This window comes from Marinobacter gelidimuriae (assembly GCF_000372805.1).
GTDB lineage: Bacteria > Pseudomonadota > Gammaproteobacteria > Pseudomonadales > Oleiphilaceae > Marinobacter > Marinobacter gelidimuriae.
Genome location: NZ_KB889886.1, coordinates 81,438 through 97,576, shown reverse-complemented (window position 1 = coordinate 97,576; position 16,139 = coordinate 81,438). Strand labels below are relative to the sequence as shown.

Below are 16,139 nucleotides of genomic sequence, written 5' to 3'. Positions count from 1 at the left end.
ACAGAATATTTTGAAGGCAGGGTAATTCAATGAGTAAAGAGATCTTGCTGGTGGTCGAATCCGTCTCGAACGAAAAAGGTGTCGAGAAAGACGTGATTTTTGAAGCCATCGAATTGGCGCTGGCCACCGCCGCCAAAAAACGCTTCGAAGACGAAGACGCCGATATCCGGGTTTCGATTGATCGCCGTACCGGCGAATACGATACCTTTCGCCGCTGGCTGGTGGTCGATAATGACGCCGTTCCGGCGCTAGGCACCGAGCTGACCTTTCAGGAAGCTGAAGACATCAGCCCTGACTTGCAGCCTGGCGACATGCACGAAGAACAGATCGACTCGGTCGCTTTCGGCCGCATTGGCGCCCAGGCGGCTAAACAGATCATCTTCCAAAAAGTGCGGGAAGCCGAGCGTACCAAGATTGTAGACAGCTATCGCGGTCGCGTTGGTGAGCTGGTTTCCGGCACCGTGAAGAAAGTGACCCGCGACAACGTGATTGTTGACCTGGGAAACAACGCTGAAGCGTTGCTGCCCCGCGAACACCTGATTGCACGGGAAACTTTCCGCATGGGCGACCGGGTTCGTTCTTTGCTGCTGGAAATCCGCACCGACCACCGCGGCCCGCAGCTGATTTTGACCCGCTCTGACTCGAAGATGTTGATTGAGCTGTTCCGTATTGAAGTGCCCGAAATTGCTGAAGAGCTGATCGAGATCCGTGGCGCTGCCCGTGATCCTGGCTCGCGCGCAAAAATTGCGGTAAAAACCAACGATCGCCGCATTGATCCGGTGGGCGCTTGCGTAGGCATGCGCGGTTCTCGGGTTCAGGCCGTATCTAACGAGTTGAATGGCGAGCGTGTTGACATAGTGCTGTGGGACGACAACCCCGCGCAACTGGTCATTAACGCCATGGCGCCGGCCGAAGTGGCCTCTATTGTAATGGACGAAGACCGTCACACGATGGACGTAGCGGTTGCAGCGGACAATCTGGCTCAGGCCATTGGCCGTAACGGTCAGAACGTGCGCTTAGCCACCGAGCTAACCGGCTGGACTCTGAACGTAATGACCGAAGAGGAAGCTGGTGAGCGCCAGGAACAAGAGCAGGGCCGCCTGCTGGAGCACTTTACCAAGCATCTGGATATCGACGAAGAATTCGCCGGCGTGTTGATTGATGAAGGCTTTAGCTCAATTGACGAAGTGGCTTACATTCCGATGGAGGAAATGCTGGCAATTGAGGGATTCGACGAAGAAACCGTCACCGAACTGCGCAAGCGTGCCAAAGACGCATTATTGAATCAGGCTCTGGCCAGCGAAGAAGCGTTGGATGGTGCCGAGCCGGCTGAAGATTTGCTGGCAATGGAAGGCATAGACCGCGGCTTGGCGTTCAAGCTCGCAGGCATGGGTATACGCACCATGGAAGATCTGGCGGAGCAGTCGGTCGGTGACTTGATCGAAATTGAAGGTATGAATGAAGAGCGTGCAGGTCAGTTAATCATGACAGCACGTGCCCCCTGGTTTGAAGACCAGGCCTAATTCGGGAGGAGGACCAGTATGGCGGAAGTAACGGTAAAACAACTGGCCGAAGATGTAGGCGCTCCCGTGGATCGTTTACTGAAGCAGATTGTGGAAGCAGGCTTGAAGGCGCGTTCTGAGAACGACGCAGTTTCCAGCGACGAGAAACAGCAGCTGCTGACGTATCTGCGTAAGAACCACGGTGACAGTGAGGCCAAGCCTCAGAAAATCACCCTGAAGCGCAAAACAACCACCACGTTGAAAGCCGGCAAGGCTAAATCCGTGAATGTTGAGGTTCGCAAGCGCCGCACGTACATCAAACGCGCCGAAACGCAGTCAGACGAAGCGGAAGAGGCAGTGGTGGAAGCGCCGGTCACTTCAGTTGAAGCAACCACAGCGACTGAAACACCGATTACAGCGACGGAAGCTGTGGTCGAAGCCAAGGTTGAAGGCAGCAACTCTGAAGCAGTCAAGGCAGAGCCTGTTGCGGCTGAGCCAGCGGCAGCGAAGGCAGAAAAGCCGGCCGTAGTAGCGCCGGAAGACATGCCGGTACCGCCGCCTGAAGGCGATGGTAAAGACCGCAAGCCGAAGAAAAAGAAAGAAAACGTTCGCGAACGTAGTGACGATAACGACGACGGCAAGCCGAAGAAGAAATCGGCCGGCCATCGTGGCCCTCGTAGCCGCGCTCAGGATTCGCCGCGGGCTACTTCGGACGAAGAAGACACCAAGCTGCGCAAGCCGCTGCGTTCGAAAAAGAAACCTAAAGAGAAGCAACACGCCTTCGAGAGGCCGACCAAACCTATGGTCAAAGAAGTAGAAGTTCCCGAATTGATCACAGTGGGCGATCTTGCCCATCTCATGTCTGTTAAATCCGCTGACGTGATCAAAACCCTGATGGGTATGGGCATAATGGCCACTATTAATCAGCCCCTGGAGCAGGAAACTGCAGTCCTTGTGGTGACCGAGCGGGGCCATACCGCCAAAGCAATCAGTGACGACGCCTTTGAAGAGGCCGTGCTGAGTGAATTCAGCAGCCAGGAAGGCCAGGAACAAGTGAAACGCGCACCGGTTGTGAGCGTAATGGGTCACGTTGACCATGGTAAAACCTCGCTGCTGGATTACATCCGCCGCACCAAGGTTGCGTCTGGCGAGACTGGCGGTATTACCCAGCACATTGGTGCGTACCACGTAAAAACCGACCACGGCATGGTTTCCTTCCTGGATACCCCGGGCCACGCGGCGTTTACCGCCATGCGTGCTCGCGGCGCCCAGTGTACCGACATCGTGATTTTGGTGGTGGCGTCTGACGACGGCGTTATGCCGCAGACCAAAGAAGCGGTTGAACACGCTCGTGCGGCCGGTGTGCCCATCGTGGTAGCTATTACCAAGATGGACAAAGAAGATGCCGATCTGGATCGCGTCAAAAACGAGTTGTCTACCATTAACGTGATTCCGGAAGAATGGGGCGGCGACGTACAGTTCGTGCCTATTTCTTCCAAGACCGGTGACGGCGTAGACAATCTGCTGGAAGCGGTATTGCTGCAAGCTGAAATTCTTGAGCTGCAGGCGTCTCCGCCTGCACCCGGCCAAGGCGTTGTGGTTGAATCCAGCCTTGAGCGTGGCCGCGGTTCAGTGGCTACCGTACTGGTTCAGAACGGTACTCTGCGCCGGGGCGATATGGTTGTTGCAGGTTCTTTCTTCGGGAAAGTGCGCGCAATGACCAACGAAGCTGGCAAGCAGGTTAAAGATGCAGGCCCGTCTATTCCGGTAGAGGTTCTGGGCTTGAATGGCACGCCCAACGCTGGCGACGAATTCTTCGTTGTAGCCGATGAGCGCAAGGCCAAAGAGCTGGCTGAGTTCCGCCACGTTCGTGAGCGCGAGCAGCGTTTACAGCGTCAGCAGGCAGCCAAACTGGAAAACCTGTTCGAGAACATGGGCAAAGACCAGGTGAAAACCCTGAACGTGGTATTGAAAACCGACGTTCGTGGTTCGCTGGAAGCCATTACCCGTTCGCTGCAGGATCTGGGCAACGAAGAAGTACAGGTGAAGATTGTCTCTTCCGGTGTGGGCGGTATAGCCGAAACCGACATCAGCCTGGCCGTGGCCACCAGTGCCGTGATCTTTGGCTTTAACGTGCGCGCCGATAACGCCGCCAAGCGCCTGGTTGAACAGGAAGGCCTGGATCTGCGTTACTACAGCATTATCTACAACCTGTTGGACGACGTGAAAGCGGCTCTGACTGGCATGCTGGCACCGGAATTCCGCGAAGACATCATCGGCATTGCCGACGTACGCGACGTGTTCCGTTCGCCGAAGTTTGGCCAGGTGGCCGGTTGTATGGTGACTGAAGGCAACGTGTACCGTAACAAACCGATTCGCGTACTGCGTGACAACGTGGTGATCTTTGAAGGCGAGCTGGAATCCCTGCGCCGCTTCAAGGACGACGTGCCAGAAGTGCGTAACGGCATGGAATGCGGTATTGGCGTGAAAGGCTACGACGTGAAAATGGGCGACCAAATCGAAGTATTCGATCGCATTCGGGTTGAGCGCAAGCTTGAATCCACGGGGGCGTAATGGCTAGGGGGTCCAATGGCTAGAGAATTCAGTCGTATTGATCGCATTGGCGATCAGATGCAGCGTGAACTGGCCCAGCTCATCCAGCGGGAAATTAAAGACCCGCGGTTGGGCATGATTACGGTCAATGCCGTTAAGGTAAGCCGTGATCTGGGTTACGCCGACATTTACGTGTCCTTGCTGACTACTGAAGAGCTTGGCGCAGAGTCGCCAGAGGTGAAAGAATCTCTGGCGGTGCTGAACAAGGCCTCCGGGTTTCTGCGCGGCCAGGTTGGCCGTGCGATGAAGCTGCGTGTGGTGCCTCTTCTGCGCTTTCGCTTTGATGAACTGCAGGGTTACAGCCGCCGCCTGGATGGCCTGATTCGCAAAGCCGTGGGCGATCAGCCCGCGGTCAGTGATGACAGCGACAGCGCTGACAATAGTGCCGTTGATGGCCAAAACAATCCGGAGTCCAGCGTTTGAGCCGCCGACACAAAGGCCGCGACGTTAATGGCATTCTGGTGATCGACAAGCCTCAGGGTTTAACCTCCAATGGCATTTTGCAGCAGGTTAAACGGTTGTATGGGGCGGCCAAAGCCGGCCACACCGGAGCCTTAGATCCGCTGGCCACCGGTGTATTACCGCTGTGCTTCGGCGAGGCCACCAAGTTTTCGCAGACCATGCTAGACAGCGACAAAGCCTACATTGCGACCGCCCGCTTGGGCGAACGCACCGAAACTGGAGATAGCGAAGGCTCTGTGGTAGAAACCCGACCCGTGCCGGAAGGCCTGATTGCTGACATTTTAGAGCCCCTGTTGGACCGCTTTCGTGGCGATCTCCAGCAGGTGCCTTCTATGTATTCGGCGCTCAAGCACAAGGGCCGCCCGTTGTACGAGTACGCTCGTCAAGGCATCGAAATTGAGCGCCCAGCGCGCCCGGTCACTATTTACAGTCTGGAATTGTTGGCTATTCGCGATAACGAAATGGACATTGCGGTTAAGTGCACAAAAGGCACCTATATCCGTTCACTGGTGGAAGATATCGGTGAAGCCATCGGTTGTGGCGCCCATGTGATTGCACTGCGCCGTACCCTGGCCGCAGGCTTCACGTTGGCCGACGCCCACGACGTACCGGGTATGGAAGCCATGCGCGAGCGTGATGAAAGCCTGGACGGCTTGCTGGTAGCGCCAGACGCGGCACTTAGCATGTTTCCCGAACACCGCCTGAGTGGACCGGTGCTGGTGTCGATATTGAATGGCCAAGCAGTTAGAATAGAAGCACAGCTTGAACAGGGTTACGTGCGCGTTTATGGCAATCAAGACTTTGTTGGGTTGGCAGAAGCATTCCCGGACAGCGAGGGCACCCAGCTGGTGCCCAAGCGTCTGGTTAAAACCGACGGCCGCCTTTAGGCGAGCCGTTTAGCCGAGCTGTAGAGATGCGCGGTTCGGCTGTACTCTTAAGCATCGCAATATATTGAGGTGGTTTATGGCACTTTCTGCCAACGAGAAAGCTCAGATTGTTAAAGATTACCAGCAGGCTGAAAGCGATACCGGTTCTCCTGAAGTTCAGGTGGCACTGCTTAGCGCTAACATCAACAAGCTGCAAGGTCACTTCAAGATCAACAAGCAAGACCACCATTCACGCCGCGGTCTGATCCGTATGGTAAACCAGCGTCGTAAGCTGCTGGATTACCTGAAAGGCAAGAATGCTGATCGTTACCTTGAGCTGATCAAGCGTTTGGGTCTGCGTCGCTAATCTGTTTCGACGGCCTGAGAGCTGGGGCATGGTTATTTGCCCTGGCTGACCAACCGGCGGTGGTGCTTGCAAGAGCGCTACCGCCGGTTGTGTTTTTTTTGTGTAGCGCAGAACAGCAGTTACCCACATGGGTGAGTAACTGAATCAATCGGAAAGATATTCAGGAGTTTTTTGTGGAACTTAATCCCGTAACTAAAACGTTCGAACTTGGTGGCAAAACCGTTACTTTGGAAACTGGCCGTATCGCTCGCCAGGCCACCGGTGCCGTACTCGTAACCATCGACGATATTTCTGTGCTGGGCACCGTTGTAGGTGCCAAAGAAGCCAAACCCGGTCAGGGCTTTTTTCCGCTGACCGTTAACTACACCGAAAAAACCTACTCTGTGGGTAAAATTCCCGGTGGTTTCTTTAAGCGCGAAGCGCGTCCTACCGAAAAAGAAACGCTGACGTCACGCCTGATCGACCGCCCGATTCGTCCGCTGTTTCCCAATGGCTTCATGAACGAAGTCCAGGTTGTGCTGACCGTTATGTCAGCCAACAAAACTCAGGATCCGGACATTGCTGCCATGCTGGCAGCTTCTGCGGCCCTGGCTATTTCTGGCATTCCATTTGAAGGCCCCATTGGTGCTTCCCGCGTTGGCTTTACCAACGAGCGTGGTTACTTCCTGAACCCGACTCACGAAGAGCGTTCAACCTCGCTGCTGGACATGATTGTTGCCGGCACCGAAGACGCCGTGCTGATGGTGGAATCCGAAGCCAAAAGCCTGACTGAAGACCAAATGCTGGGCGCCGTGCTGTTTGCCCACCAGGAAATGCAGACGGCCGTTAGCGCCATTAAAGAATTTGCCGCTGAAATTGGCAAGCCCCGCTGGGAATGGCAGGCTGAAGCCGTAAACGCCGAACTGATGGGCGCGATCAAGGCTGACTTTGCTGATGCTATCGCAGAGGCCTACAGCATCCGCGATAAAATGGATCGTTACGCGCGCCTGGGCGAGATCAAAGCCGCCGCCGTTGCAAAACTGGCCGGTGACGAAGAAGGCAAGCACTCTGCTGAAGACGTCAAAAAGTGCTTCGGTAAGACCGAAAAGCACGTTGTTCGCCAGCAGGTCATTGACGACAAGCCGCGTATTGACGGCCGCGACACCAAAACCGTGCGCCCGATCAAAATCGAAGTCGGCATTCTGCCGGGTGCCCACGGCTCTGCGCTGTTCACCCGTGGCGAAACCCAAGCCATCGTGACTACCACGCTGGGTACCTCACGCGACATGCAGATCATCGATGCGCTGCAAGGTGAAAGCAAAGACCCGTTCCTGTTCCATTACAACTTCCCTCCGTACTCCGTTGGCGAAGCTGGCCGTATGATGGGCCCCGGCCGTCGTGAAATTGGTCACGGACGCTTGGCCAAGCGTGGCCTTCTGGCCGTAATGCCAACCGTTGAAGAGTTCCCGTACACCATTCGTGCGGTGTCTGAAATCACTGAATCCAACGGTTCCAGCTCTATGGCATCGGTGTGTGGTTCCAGTCTGGCACTGATGGACGCAGGCGTACCTATCAAGTCCGCCGTAGCCGGTATTGCCATGGGTCTGGTTAAAGAAGGTGACAAGTTCGCCATCCTGACGGACATCCTGGGCGACGAAGATCACCTTGGTGACATGGACTTCAAAGTAGCCGGTACCAAAGAAGGTATCACCGCGCTGCAGATGGACATCAAGATCAACGGCATCACCGACGAGATCATGGAACTGGCCCTGGAGCAAGCCTACGGCGCTCGCCAGCATATCCTTGGCGAGATGAACAAGGTGATTGCGGCTTCGCGTACCGAGCTGTCATCACGTGCGCCTAGCATCACCACCATCAAGATCAACCCGGAGAAAATCCGTGACGTGATCGGCAAGGGCGGTGCTACCATCCGTTCTATCTGTGAAGAAACCGGTGCGTCTATTGATCTGGACGACGACGGCAACGTGAAAATCTACGCCGACAACATGGAAGCGGCACAGGCTGCGGTTAAGCGGGTCATGGAAATTACCGCTGAAATCGAAGTGGGTGCTATCTACCAGGGTCGCGTTGAGCGCATCGTCGACTTCGGCGCGTTTGTAAACATTCTGCCGGGCAAAGATGGCCTGGTGCACATCTCCCAGATTTCTGACCGTCGCATCGAAAACGTGACTGACGAACTGAAAGAAGGCCAGGAAGTTCTGGTTAAAGTGCTGGATGTAGACAACCGTGGCCGCGTTAAGCTGTCTATGAAGGAAGTGAAAGAAGGCGAAAAGCCGACTGACCTTTCTGCCTGATAGTTTGATGGTGGGGGGGAGGGGACAGACTTCAAGTCTGTCCCTGTCTTACTCTTTGCTCAGCTTGGGGACAGACTTCAAGTCTGTCCCCGACTTTGCTTGGTCTGTCGCTGACCTCTTCGTCATCAGAAAATCAACCAGGCTCTTTTGGTATTCCGGCAGGGCAAAAGTCGCCGCGTGGGGCGTGTCGGTCTGCAGAAACTTCTTTGGCTCTTTCGCCGCCTGGTACAGGGTTTCGCCGTTGGCAAAAGGGATAACGCCATCGCGCGCGCTGTGAATCATTAGTAGCGGCGTGGGACTTATACGGCCGATATAGTCGGTCCCTTCGTAGCCGTTGGGGATGGTCCAGCTCAGAGGGGCCTGCAACGGCCATGTGAGCCAGAAGCTGGCGAGTTTGTCCCGTGCAATGGCGCGAAAGCCAGCGAAGGTGCCGTCGAGGATTACTCCGTTTAACGGTGGTTGTTCGTTGCGTTGCTGCCACTCGGCCGCCAGGGGGATGGCGAGGGCGCCGCCCAGGCTTTGACCGAGTAAGAAGATGGGTTTGCCTTGGGTTTGTGGTTGTTGGATTAGCCAGCGCATTCCGCTTTCCACATCGTGCAGGGCACCTTCAATATCCGGCGTACCGGTTGAGCGGCCATAGCCGCGGTAATCCAGCGCAAATACGTTGTAGCCTTCTGCCGGCAGCCAGGCAACGTTCATGATGTGGCTGCTGATGTTCTGGGCGTTGCCGTGCAGGTAATAAACCGTGCCTTTCGCGTTTTTTCCCGATGCTATGTTGCCTTCGCTCAGCTGTTTGGCTGCGGCTGGTAACCACCAGCCGTGTAACACTTCGCCGTCTGCGGTATTGATGAAGACATCGCTGTATTCCAGATTCAGCCGATCCGGTGTTATGTAAGTGATCTGGTCGGGGAAAAAGAACAGGCCACTGCAACCGCTCAGCGAGAAACTAGCAGCCATTAAGCCAATCAGAAGTAGGCGTGTAGGCCGGCTTGCCATGTGTTTTGCATCCTGTCGAAGTGGTCTTCACGGTTAAACTCGGCGAACACGCTGAATTCGCGGCCAAGGTGCCAGCTGGCTTTGCCATAAAGCCGGTCCTGGCGATGTTGGCTGCTGACAATCCAGGCTTTGGTTTTCACCCCGGCCAACAGGCTGAAGCGGGGGGTCTGGTGCAGGAGTCCGAGGTCAGCGCCGGGTGCTGCATCGTAACCGCGACCCAGGTCATCATCGATTTCAAGATCCGCCGTTGCCAGGGCAAAAGCCTGCGTATTGCTGGCGATACGCCAGCTGCCACCGGCGCCGCCGTCCAGATAGGGTGCCAGAACCCTTTCACGCCCCGTATCCGTGCGCCGACCACCAAAGCTGACCTGCCACGACAGCGGCGAGAAAAAGCGATTGCGGGGGCTGATAGAGCGTATTTCCACGCCAGTCAGTTTTTCCAGCTGTAGCTCCCTGTTGTTGGTGTAACTAAGAAAAATGCCGCGGTAAGCGAACAATCGTTCGTCATCGTGGGCCGCAGCGTCCGCGGCGTAGGAAATGTGTCGGCCAGCAGCAGGTTGGTCTCTTCGTCACCCCGGGGCGGGGCCAGCCGCAGAAATGTATGGCTAAACATGGACGAGGGGCTGTTCAAATAGGACGCCGCGAACACAAGGCCGACAGTGTCGGTATTCAGCTCATTGGCCAACTGGTAAAAGGTTGGGTGCTTTACCGGTTGCTGGAGCAAGCCAAGTTGTTGTCTCAGTTAATAATCTCCTGCAGGGAAACGGCAGCGGGCATGTCCTCCTCCGGGCTTTGTGATGGCGCTTAGTGTCGCTTCGAACTCTGCCTTTGGTGAGGTTTTTCCTACTTTAGTGAGGAAGAAGTTTTCATCGTCTGCCTGGCTGGTGAGACCGTTATCGAACCGATTGGATTGGTAGTGAACCAAAGTTTAGGTGCTTATGAAGGTTGTCTGAGTCGGACAGAAGAGCAGCAAAAGGCTTTAAACCTGGCGTCAGTTAAAACGGGACCAGCACGAAATTAAGCTAAGTGCGTATCGATAGTCAGTTAGTTCCAGTTTGGGCTTCGGGTGGACGGTTTAGGAAGCGTGGCTTCGTCAGTGGCGCGCGATATCCTTTTCGAGCCGAAAGCTCAGGCTGCTACATATTTGCTCAGGGTTTTGTCTGTTTCCAGCAGGGCCACAACAGCATCTACTGCCTTACCGGATCTGGCGCCACGCAAGTTCTTAATATTCCCCCTTGTTGTAATGCGTTTAGCTCTCCGCTAAGTCTTGAAAACTCGGCTTCCTGCTCTTTGTTTCCTCCAACGAACCACACTGTATAAGGTGTCGCCACCAGAAGTTTGTCTCTGTCGGCTTTATCATCAATTCGCCCGCCGAGTTCACTTACTCTTACTCTGAGTCTCTGTTCTTCCGCTGCCAATTGCTCACAGTTATAAGTTTGATACTGTAACGGTGAAACATAGGTAGGTGTAAGATCCTTAGACGAAGAAGCGCAACCAAAAATTACTGATGTAAAGAGGAGAACAGCAAATATCTTCATCAATTATGCCTTTAAAATTTTGTGAATTTTATGTGCCTTGATGTGTGAAAAACAACCGCGTGGCGTCGCTGATCTTACGATCAGAGCCGCAATTCCATCAAGAGTCTTCTGGTCTGATTGTCTCTATCAATAGTCTCAACAATTATTTTAAAAAAATAAAAGCTTCGGATTGCTTGAATACGACTCTGTGAGCAAGTTGTAATATAAGAGACCTATGCAACATAAAGAAGAGTTCTTGTCTGAGTCGTGCAATCAGTTTGGCCGATTGTTCCAGTGTTGAATGATAGAAGTCAGTTTAGCCACCCAAATACGCTTCTCTTATTGCCTGATGATTTGAGAGTTGAAGGCGGAGGACAGGCTTCAACTCTGTCCCCCGCTTTGATCTATATAGTTATTTCACCCGCCCAAATACGCTTCCCGCACCTGTGGATTCACCAGCAGGTTTGCTCCCGTGTCATGCAGGCGAATGCGCCCGGTTTCCAGCACGTAACCCCGGTCGGCCAAGTTCAGCGCCTGATGAGCATTCTGTTCTACCAGAAATACCGTCATTCCGTCATCGCGCAGTTTTCCAATAATCTCGAAAATCTGCTTGATAATCAGCGGTGCCAGGCCCAGGGACGGCTCGTCCAGAATGATCAGTCGCGGTTTGCTCATGAGCGCGCGGCCAATGGCCAGCATTTGCTGCTCGCCGCCAGACATGGTGCCGGCGCGCTGGCTTTCGCGTTCTTTCAGACGCGGGAACAGTTCGTAAACATGCTCCTGGCTTTCGCGGATTTCTGACTTGGTGTTGAAAAACCCGCCCATGTGCAGGTTCTCTTTCACCGTCAGCCCAGAAAAAATGCGTCGGCCTTCGGGCACTATGGCAATGCCGGAACGCATGATTTGCGAGGTTGGCTCTTTGGTGATGTCGCGGCCTTCAAACACCACCCGGCCAGCACTGGCTTGGGGGCTACCGCATACGGTCATCAGCAGCGTGGTTTTGCCGGCGCCGTTGGCGCCGATCAGCGTGACAATTTCGCCCTCATTTATTTCAACCGATACGCCGTGCAGGGCTTCGATTTTGCCATAGTGGGTGTGTATATCTTCCAGTATCAACATGGCTGGTCCTCAGGCCTCGCCCAGGTAGGCTTTGATAACGTCTTTGTTTGCACGCACTTCCTGCGGTGTTCCGCTGGCAAGTGGGCGGCCCTGGTTAATTACCGTAATCCGGTCGGAAATATCCATTACCAGGTTCATGTCGTGCTCAATCAGCACCACCGACACGCTGTAGTCTTCTTTTAAGCTGACAATCAGCTGGTTCAGCTCCAGGGTTTCCGCCGGGTTCAAGCCGGCTGCGGGCTCGTCCAGCATCAACAGCTGCGGCTTGGTGACCATGCAACGCGCTATTTCCAGGCGCCGCTGCTGGCCGTAAGACAGGTTTCCGGCATCGACGTTGGCCTGGTCTAGCATGCCTATCCGCTCTAGCCAGTAGGCGGCGCGATCCAGAGATTTGCGCTCTCGCTCACGATAGTTCGGCGTTTTTACCAGACCGGCCAGCAGGTTGGTGTTCAAGTGCCGGTGCTGTGCCACCAACAGGTTTTCCACCACCGACATTTGAGTAAACAGCCGCACGTGCTGAAACGTGCGCACCATTCCCATGCGCGAGATTTTATAATCCGGTTTGCCCTGAATTTCCTTGCCTTGAAAGATGATCTTGCCGCCGCTGGGCTTGTAAAACCCGCTCATACAGTTGAATACGGTGGTTTTGCCGGCGCCGTTAGGGCCGATAATAGAGTGAATTTCCCGTTCCTGAACATCCAGACTTACGCCGTCTACCGCCAGTAGACCGCCAAAACGCATGGCCAGGTTTTGTATTTCAAGCATTGCCTGTTACTCCTGCGTTTTTAGGGTGATGTGAAGACGGCGCATAGGCACCAATCCCTGGGGTCGCCAGATCATCATCAGCACCATGGCGGCACCAAAGATCAGCATGCGGTATTCAGAAAACTCCCGTGCCAGCTCGGGCAGTATGGTGACGGCAATGGCCGCGAGTATTACGCCAATTTGCGAGCCCATGCCGCCCAGCACCACAATGGCCAGAATAATGGCTGATTCCAGGAACACGAAAGATTCCGGGCTTATAAAACCCTGTTTCGAGGCAAATATGGTGCCGGCAAAACCCGCAAAGAAGGCGCCGATGGTAAACGCCGACAGCTTTACCGCGGTGCGGCTGAGGCCCAGGGAACGTGCGGCAATTTCATCTTCACGCAGAGCTTCCCAAGCGCGGCCTACCGGCATTTTCATCAACCGGCGAATAATCAGCGCGGTGATAATGGCCAGTACCAGGGCAATCAAGTACAGGAATATGACTTTGTGTTCGCCGCTGTAGGCGATGCCGAAGGTTTCGTGAAACGAGGTATTACCCTCTTCTTTAACACGCCGGCCAAATTCCATTCCGAACAGGGTAGGGTCGGGAATGCCGCCAATGCCGTTAGGCCCGCCGGTCACGTTGGTCCAGTTGTTCAGAAGTATGCGGATAATTTCGCCAAAACCCAGGGTCACAATGGCCAGGTAGTCGCCCCTTAGCCTCAGCACCGGAAAACCCAGAAGCAGGCCGAATAGCCCTGCCAGCAAAGCGCCCAGGGGCAGCGCCATCCAGAACGAGATGCCGTAATACTGCGACAGCAAGGCAAAGGTGTAGGCGCCTACAGCGTAAAAAGCCACGTAGCCCAGGTCCAACAGGCCAGCCAGACCCACCACCACGTTCAGGCCCAGCGCCAGTATCACGTAAATCAGCACCAGGGTGGCCAGATCAACCGCGCCGCGGGACGAGAAAAATGGCCAGAACAGCGCCACAACGACCAGCCCGGTCAGTACCCAGCTTTCAAGCTTTGCCCGTTTGTCTTGCTCCATGGGCTTGCGGCCGGTCAGCGGGTTCAGGTCGCTCACGGCGCCCAGCTTGCCCATCACGCTGTCGCGGAAAAGCTGAAACAAAAACACGATCAGGGCCGCACACGCAATGGCGACGATGGTGGTGGCGTCGGTGCCAGTCAGGACAATATTGATCCCTTCGGCTTCCAGATTCAGCCCCAAAATGGGGTAAGAGATAACAATGGTTACGATGGCACAAAAGAGTGCGTGCCGAACATTGGACGTCGCCATCAGATTTTTTCAACCTCCGGTTTGCCCAGTAGGCCGGTCGGTTTGAACAGTAAAATCAGGATCAGCAAGCTGAACGAGATGACGTCTTTGTATTCACCACTCAGATAGCCTGACGTCATGCTTTCAGCAATGCCTAGAATAAGCCCGCCCAGCATCGCACCCGGAATGCTGCCAATACCGCCCAGTACCGCTGCGGTAAACGCCTTTAAGCCAGCGATAAACCCAAACAACGGATCAACCGAGCCGTAGTACATGCCCAGCAGCAGGCCGGCAACCGCCGCCAATGCGGCGCCAATAATAAAGGTGGCGGATATGATGCGGTTGGTGTCTATGCCCAGCAGGTTGGCCATGCCCAGATCCTGGGATACGGCACGGCAAGCGCGACCGGTGCGTGAGCGCGATATAAACGTCGATAGCACGGTCATACAGATCAGGGTGGTCACGAAGATGGTGATTTGCATGTACGACAGCGACATCTGGAAGGCGCCGTCCGAACCAAAATTGAAACCGCCTTCGATCAGTATGGGAAAACCGACGTTGCGGGAACCTTGGGCCAGGTGCATGTAATTTTGCAAAAAGATGGACATACCAATAGCGGAAATCAGCGGGATCAGGCGGTGCCGGCCGCGCACAGGCCGGTAGGCCACTCGTTCCACTGCCCAGCCCATAGAACTGGATACAAGGATAGCGCAAACCAGAGCCACAACCAGCACCAGCGGTAGCCAGGCAATGCCCAGGGCAGTCAAACCGGTGATGGCGATGAGCGCGGTGTAGGCGCCAATCATATAAATCTCACCGTGGGCGAAGTTGATCATTCCGATAATGCCGTAAACCATGGTGTAGCCAATGGCAATCAGGGCGTAGGCGCTGCCTATTGTCAGCCCGTTAATAAGCTGCTGAGAGAAGTATAGAAGGTCTTGCATGGGGTGCCATCTCCGGAAATCGACTTCTGACGGGCAGCGAAGCGCGCAGCAGGCAAGGGCGCCGCGCAATTAACGTTTGGATCAGAAGCTTGGAAAGACACCCCTCAGCCGTCGGCAGGCTGCGGGGTGTCGTCTCTTTCAGCGCTGCCGCCGGGCTTGCACCCGCACGACAGCGGCGGGTTGGGGGCCCGCGTTAGTTACTGACCGGAGTCTTGCTACCGTCTGAGTGCCATTCATAAACTATAAATTCGAACGACTTCATGTCGCCGGCTTTGTCGTACTGAACGGTGCCAATGGGCGTTTCGAAGCTGTTGGCGCGCAGTGCGGCGGCCACTTCAAACGGGTCTTTGGAACCTGCTTTCTCGATGCCTTCAGCTACCAGCTGAACCGCTGCGTAGGAAGTCAGTACAAACGGGCCGGAGGGGTCTTGGTCTTTATCCGCAAACGCGGCAACCAGATCTTTGTTCTCTTCTTTTTCATCGAAGGCCGGAGGCAGGGTAACCAGCAGGCCTTCAGCGGCTTCGCCGGCAATGGTGTTGATGTCTTTGTTGCCAACGCCTTCAGGGCCCATAAATACAGCGTCGAGGTCTGCTTGACGAGCTTGGCGCAGAATCAGACCCAGTTCGGGGTGATAGCCGCCGTAGTACACGTAATCGACCTGGGCCTGTTTGAGTTTGGTCACCAGCGATGAAAAGTCTTTACCGCCTGCGGTAATGCCTTCAAACATGGCTATTTCAACGCCAGCGTCTTTCAGGGTGTCGCGCACGGCGGTGGCAATGCCTTCACCGTATTGCTGTTTGTCGTGGATAACCGCGACTTTCTTGGGGTTCAGACTGGCCAAATACCCTCCGGCGACCGGGCCCTGCATGCTGTCCAGGCCGATGGTGCGGAATACCAGTTCATAGCCGCGAGCGGTGATGCCCGGGCTGGTGGAGGCCGGGGTGATCATCAGAATACCTTCGTCTTCGTAGATATCAGACGCCGGCTGTGTAGAGCTGGAACACAGATGACCTACCACGTATTTCACACCGTCGTTGACCAGAGCGTTGGCAACGGTCACGGCCTGCTTGGGGTCGCATACGTCGTCGTATTCAACCGCTACCAGGTTTTCACCCATAACGCCGCCAGCGGCATTAATGCGTTCGATGGCCATCCGCGCGCCAGAAAATTGCATGTCGCCGTACTGCGCAACCGGTCCTGTCATGGGGCCGGCAATGCCTACTTTAATCTCTGCTACGGCGGCGCCTGCGCCCAGCAGGGCAACGGATGCGGCGATCGCTGTTACGAGTTTTTTAACGTTGTTTTGCATTATTAGTTTCCTGTAATCAGATTTTTATTGTAATACTCAGGCATCAACAAAACACTACCGCTTGGTTGTTGTCAAGCGGTGGCTATGCAAGGGCGTTATCTTGCCGTGAAAATCGCCGTTTGTCTTCT

The 16,139-nt window shown here is 55.0% G+C and carries 16 protein-coding genes; 6 read left to right on the top strand and 10 right to left on the bottom strand.

Annotation, left to right across the window (positions count from 1 at the left end):
* Nucleotides 1–29 precede the first annotated feature (29 nt).
* The 6 genes from nusA to pnp all read left to right on the top strand — a co-directional run bounded on the left by nusA (nt 30) and on the right by pnp (nt 8,104).
* Entirely contained in the window at nt 30–1,523 is a 1,494-nt protein-coding gene (nusA, locus tag A3OI_RS0109960; protein ID WP_018404133.1) for a transcription termination factor NusA, read from the top strand.
* An 18-nt stretch (nt 1,524–1,541) separates the two neighbouring features.
* Nucleotides 1,542–4,076, top strand: a complete 2,535-nt coding sequence (infB, locus tag A3OI_RS0109955) for a translation initiation factor IF-2 (protein WP_018404132.1) — start codon at nt 1,542–1,544, stop codon at nt 4,074–4,076.
* Between the two features lie 15 nt (nt 4,077–4,091).
* Nucleotides 4,092–4,538: a 30S ribosome-binding factor RbfA gene (rbfA, locus tag A3OI_RS0109950; RefSeq protein ID WP_018404131.1), complete on the top strand. Its 447-nt coding sequence runs from the start codon at nt 4,092–4,094 to the stop codon at nt 4,536–4,538.
* Entirely contained in the window at nt 4,535–5,464 is a 930-nt protein-coding gene (gene truB, locus A3OI_RS0109945) for a tRNA pseudouridine(55) synthase TruB (RefSeq protein WP_018404130.1), read from the top strand. The genes rbfA and truB overlap by 4 nt, the downstream gene beginning before the upstream one ends.
* 76 nt (nt 5,465–5,540) lie before the next feature.
* Nucleotides 5,541–5,810: a 30S ribosomal protein S15 gene (gene rpsO, locus A3OI_RS0109940; protein ID WP_018404129.1), complete on the top strand. Its 270-nt coding sequence runs from the start codon at nt 5,541–5,543 to the stop codon at nt 5,808–5,810.
* Between the two features lie 173 nt (nt 5,811–5,983).
* A complete protein-coding gene (pnp, locus tag A3OI_RS0109935) occupies nt 5,984–8,104 on the top strand; it encodes a polyribonucleotide nucleotidyltransferase (protein ID WP_018404128.1) in 2,121 nt (706 codons plus the stop codon).
* A 48-nt stretch (nt 8,105–8,152) separates the two neighbouring features.
* Here pnp and A3OI_RS0109930 read toward each other — a convergent pair whose 3' ends face one another.
* From A3OI_RS0109930 to A3OI_RS0109890, 10 genes are all read right to left on the bottom strand, one after another.
* A complete protein-coding gene (locus A3OI_RS0109930; protein WP_018404127.1) occupies nt 8,153–9,100 on the bottom strand; it encodes an alpha/beta hydrolase in 948 nt (315 codons plus the stop codon).
* Nucleotides 9,070–9,597: a DUF7840 domain-containing protein gene (locus A3OI_RS23835; protein ID WP_228702942.1), complete on the bottom strand. Its 528-nt coding sequence runs from the start codon at nt 9,595–9,597 to the stop codon at nt 9,070–9,072. Before A3OI_RS23835 ends, A3OI_RS0109930 begins: the two co-directional genes overlap by 31 nt.
* On the bottom strand, nt 9,531–9,749 hold the full coding sequence (locus A3OI_RS23830) for a lipoprotein N-acyltransferase Lnb domain-containing protein (RefSeq protein WP_267283295.1): 219 nt from the start codon (nt 9,747–9,749) through the stop codon (nt 9,531–9,533). The genes A3OI_RS23835 and A3OI_RS23830 overlap by 67 nt, the downstream gene beginning before the upstream one ends.
* A 93-nt stretch (nt 9,750–9,842) precedes the next feature.
* The gene (locus A3OI_RS24800) at nt 9,843–10,025 is read right to left on the bottom strand and encodes a DUF7843 domain-containing protein (protein WP_456085381.1); all 183 of its coding nucleotides are present in this window, start codon (nt 10,023–10,025) and stop codon (nt 9,843–9,845) included.
* A gap of 262 nt (nt 10,026–10,287) precedes the next feature.
* A complete protein-coding gene (locus A3OI_RS0109915; RefSeq protein WP_007352704.1) occupies nt 10,288–10,638 on the bottom strand; it encodes a hypothetical protein in 351 nt (116 codons plus the stop codon).
* Between the two features lie 396 nt (nt 10,639–11,034).
* Nucleotides 11,035–11,736: an ABC transporter ATP-binding protein gene (locus A3OI_RS0109910; RefSeq protein ID WP_018404126.1), complete on the bottom strand. Its 702-nt coding sequence runs from the start codon at nt 11,734–11,736 to the stop codon at nt 11,035–11,037.
* A gap of 9 nt (nt 11,737–11,745) precedes the next feature.
* The gene (livG, locus tag A3OI_RS0109905) at nt 11,746–12,501 is read right to left on the bottom strand and encodes a high-affinity branched-chain amino acid ABC transporter ATP-binding protein LivG (RefSeq protein ID WP_018404125.1); all 756 of its coding nucleotides are present in this window, start codon (nt 12,499–12,501) and stop codon (nt 11,746–11,748) included.
* Between the two features lie 6 nt (nt 12,502–12,507).
* Nucleotides 12,508–13,779 (bottom strand): high-affinity branched-chain amino acid ABC transporter permease LivM, encoded by a 1,272-nt coding sequence (gene livM / locus A3OI_RS0109900; protein WP_018404124.1) that lies wholly within the window; start codon nt 13,777–13,779, stop codon nt 12,508–12,510.
* The gene (gene livH, locus A3OI_RS0109895) at nt 13,779–14,702 is read right to left on the bottom strand and encodes a high-affinity branched-chain amino acid ABC transporter permease LivH (protein ID WP_018404123.1); all 924 of its coding nucleotides are present in this window, start codon (nt 14,700–14,702) and stop codon (nt 13,779–13,781) included. The genes livM and livH overlap by 1 nt, the downstream gene beginning before the upstream one ends.
* A 193-nt stretch (nt 14,703–14,895) precedes the next feature.
* Nucleotides 14,896–16,011: a branched-chain amino acid ABC transporter substrate-binding protein gene (locus tag A3OI_RS0109890; RefSeq protein ID WP_018404122.1), complete on the bottom strand. Its 1,116-nt coding sequence runs from the start codon at nt 16,009–16,011 to the stop codon at nt 14,896–14,898.
* Nucleotides 16,012–16,139 lie beyond the last annotated feature (128 nt).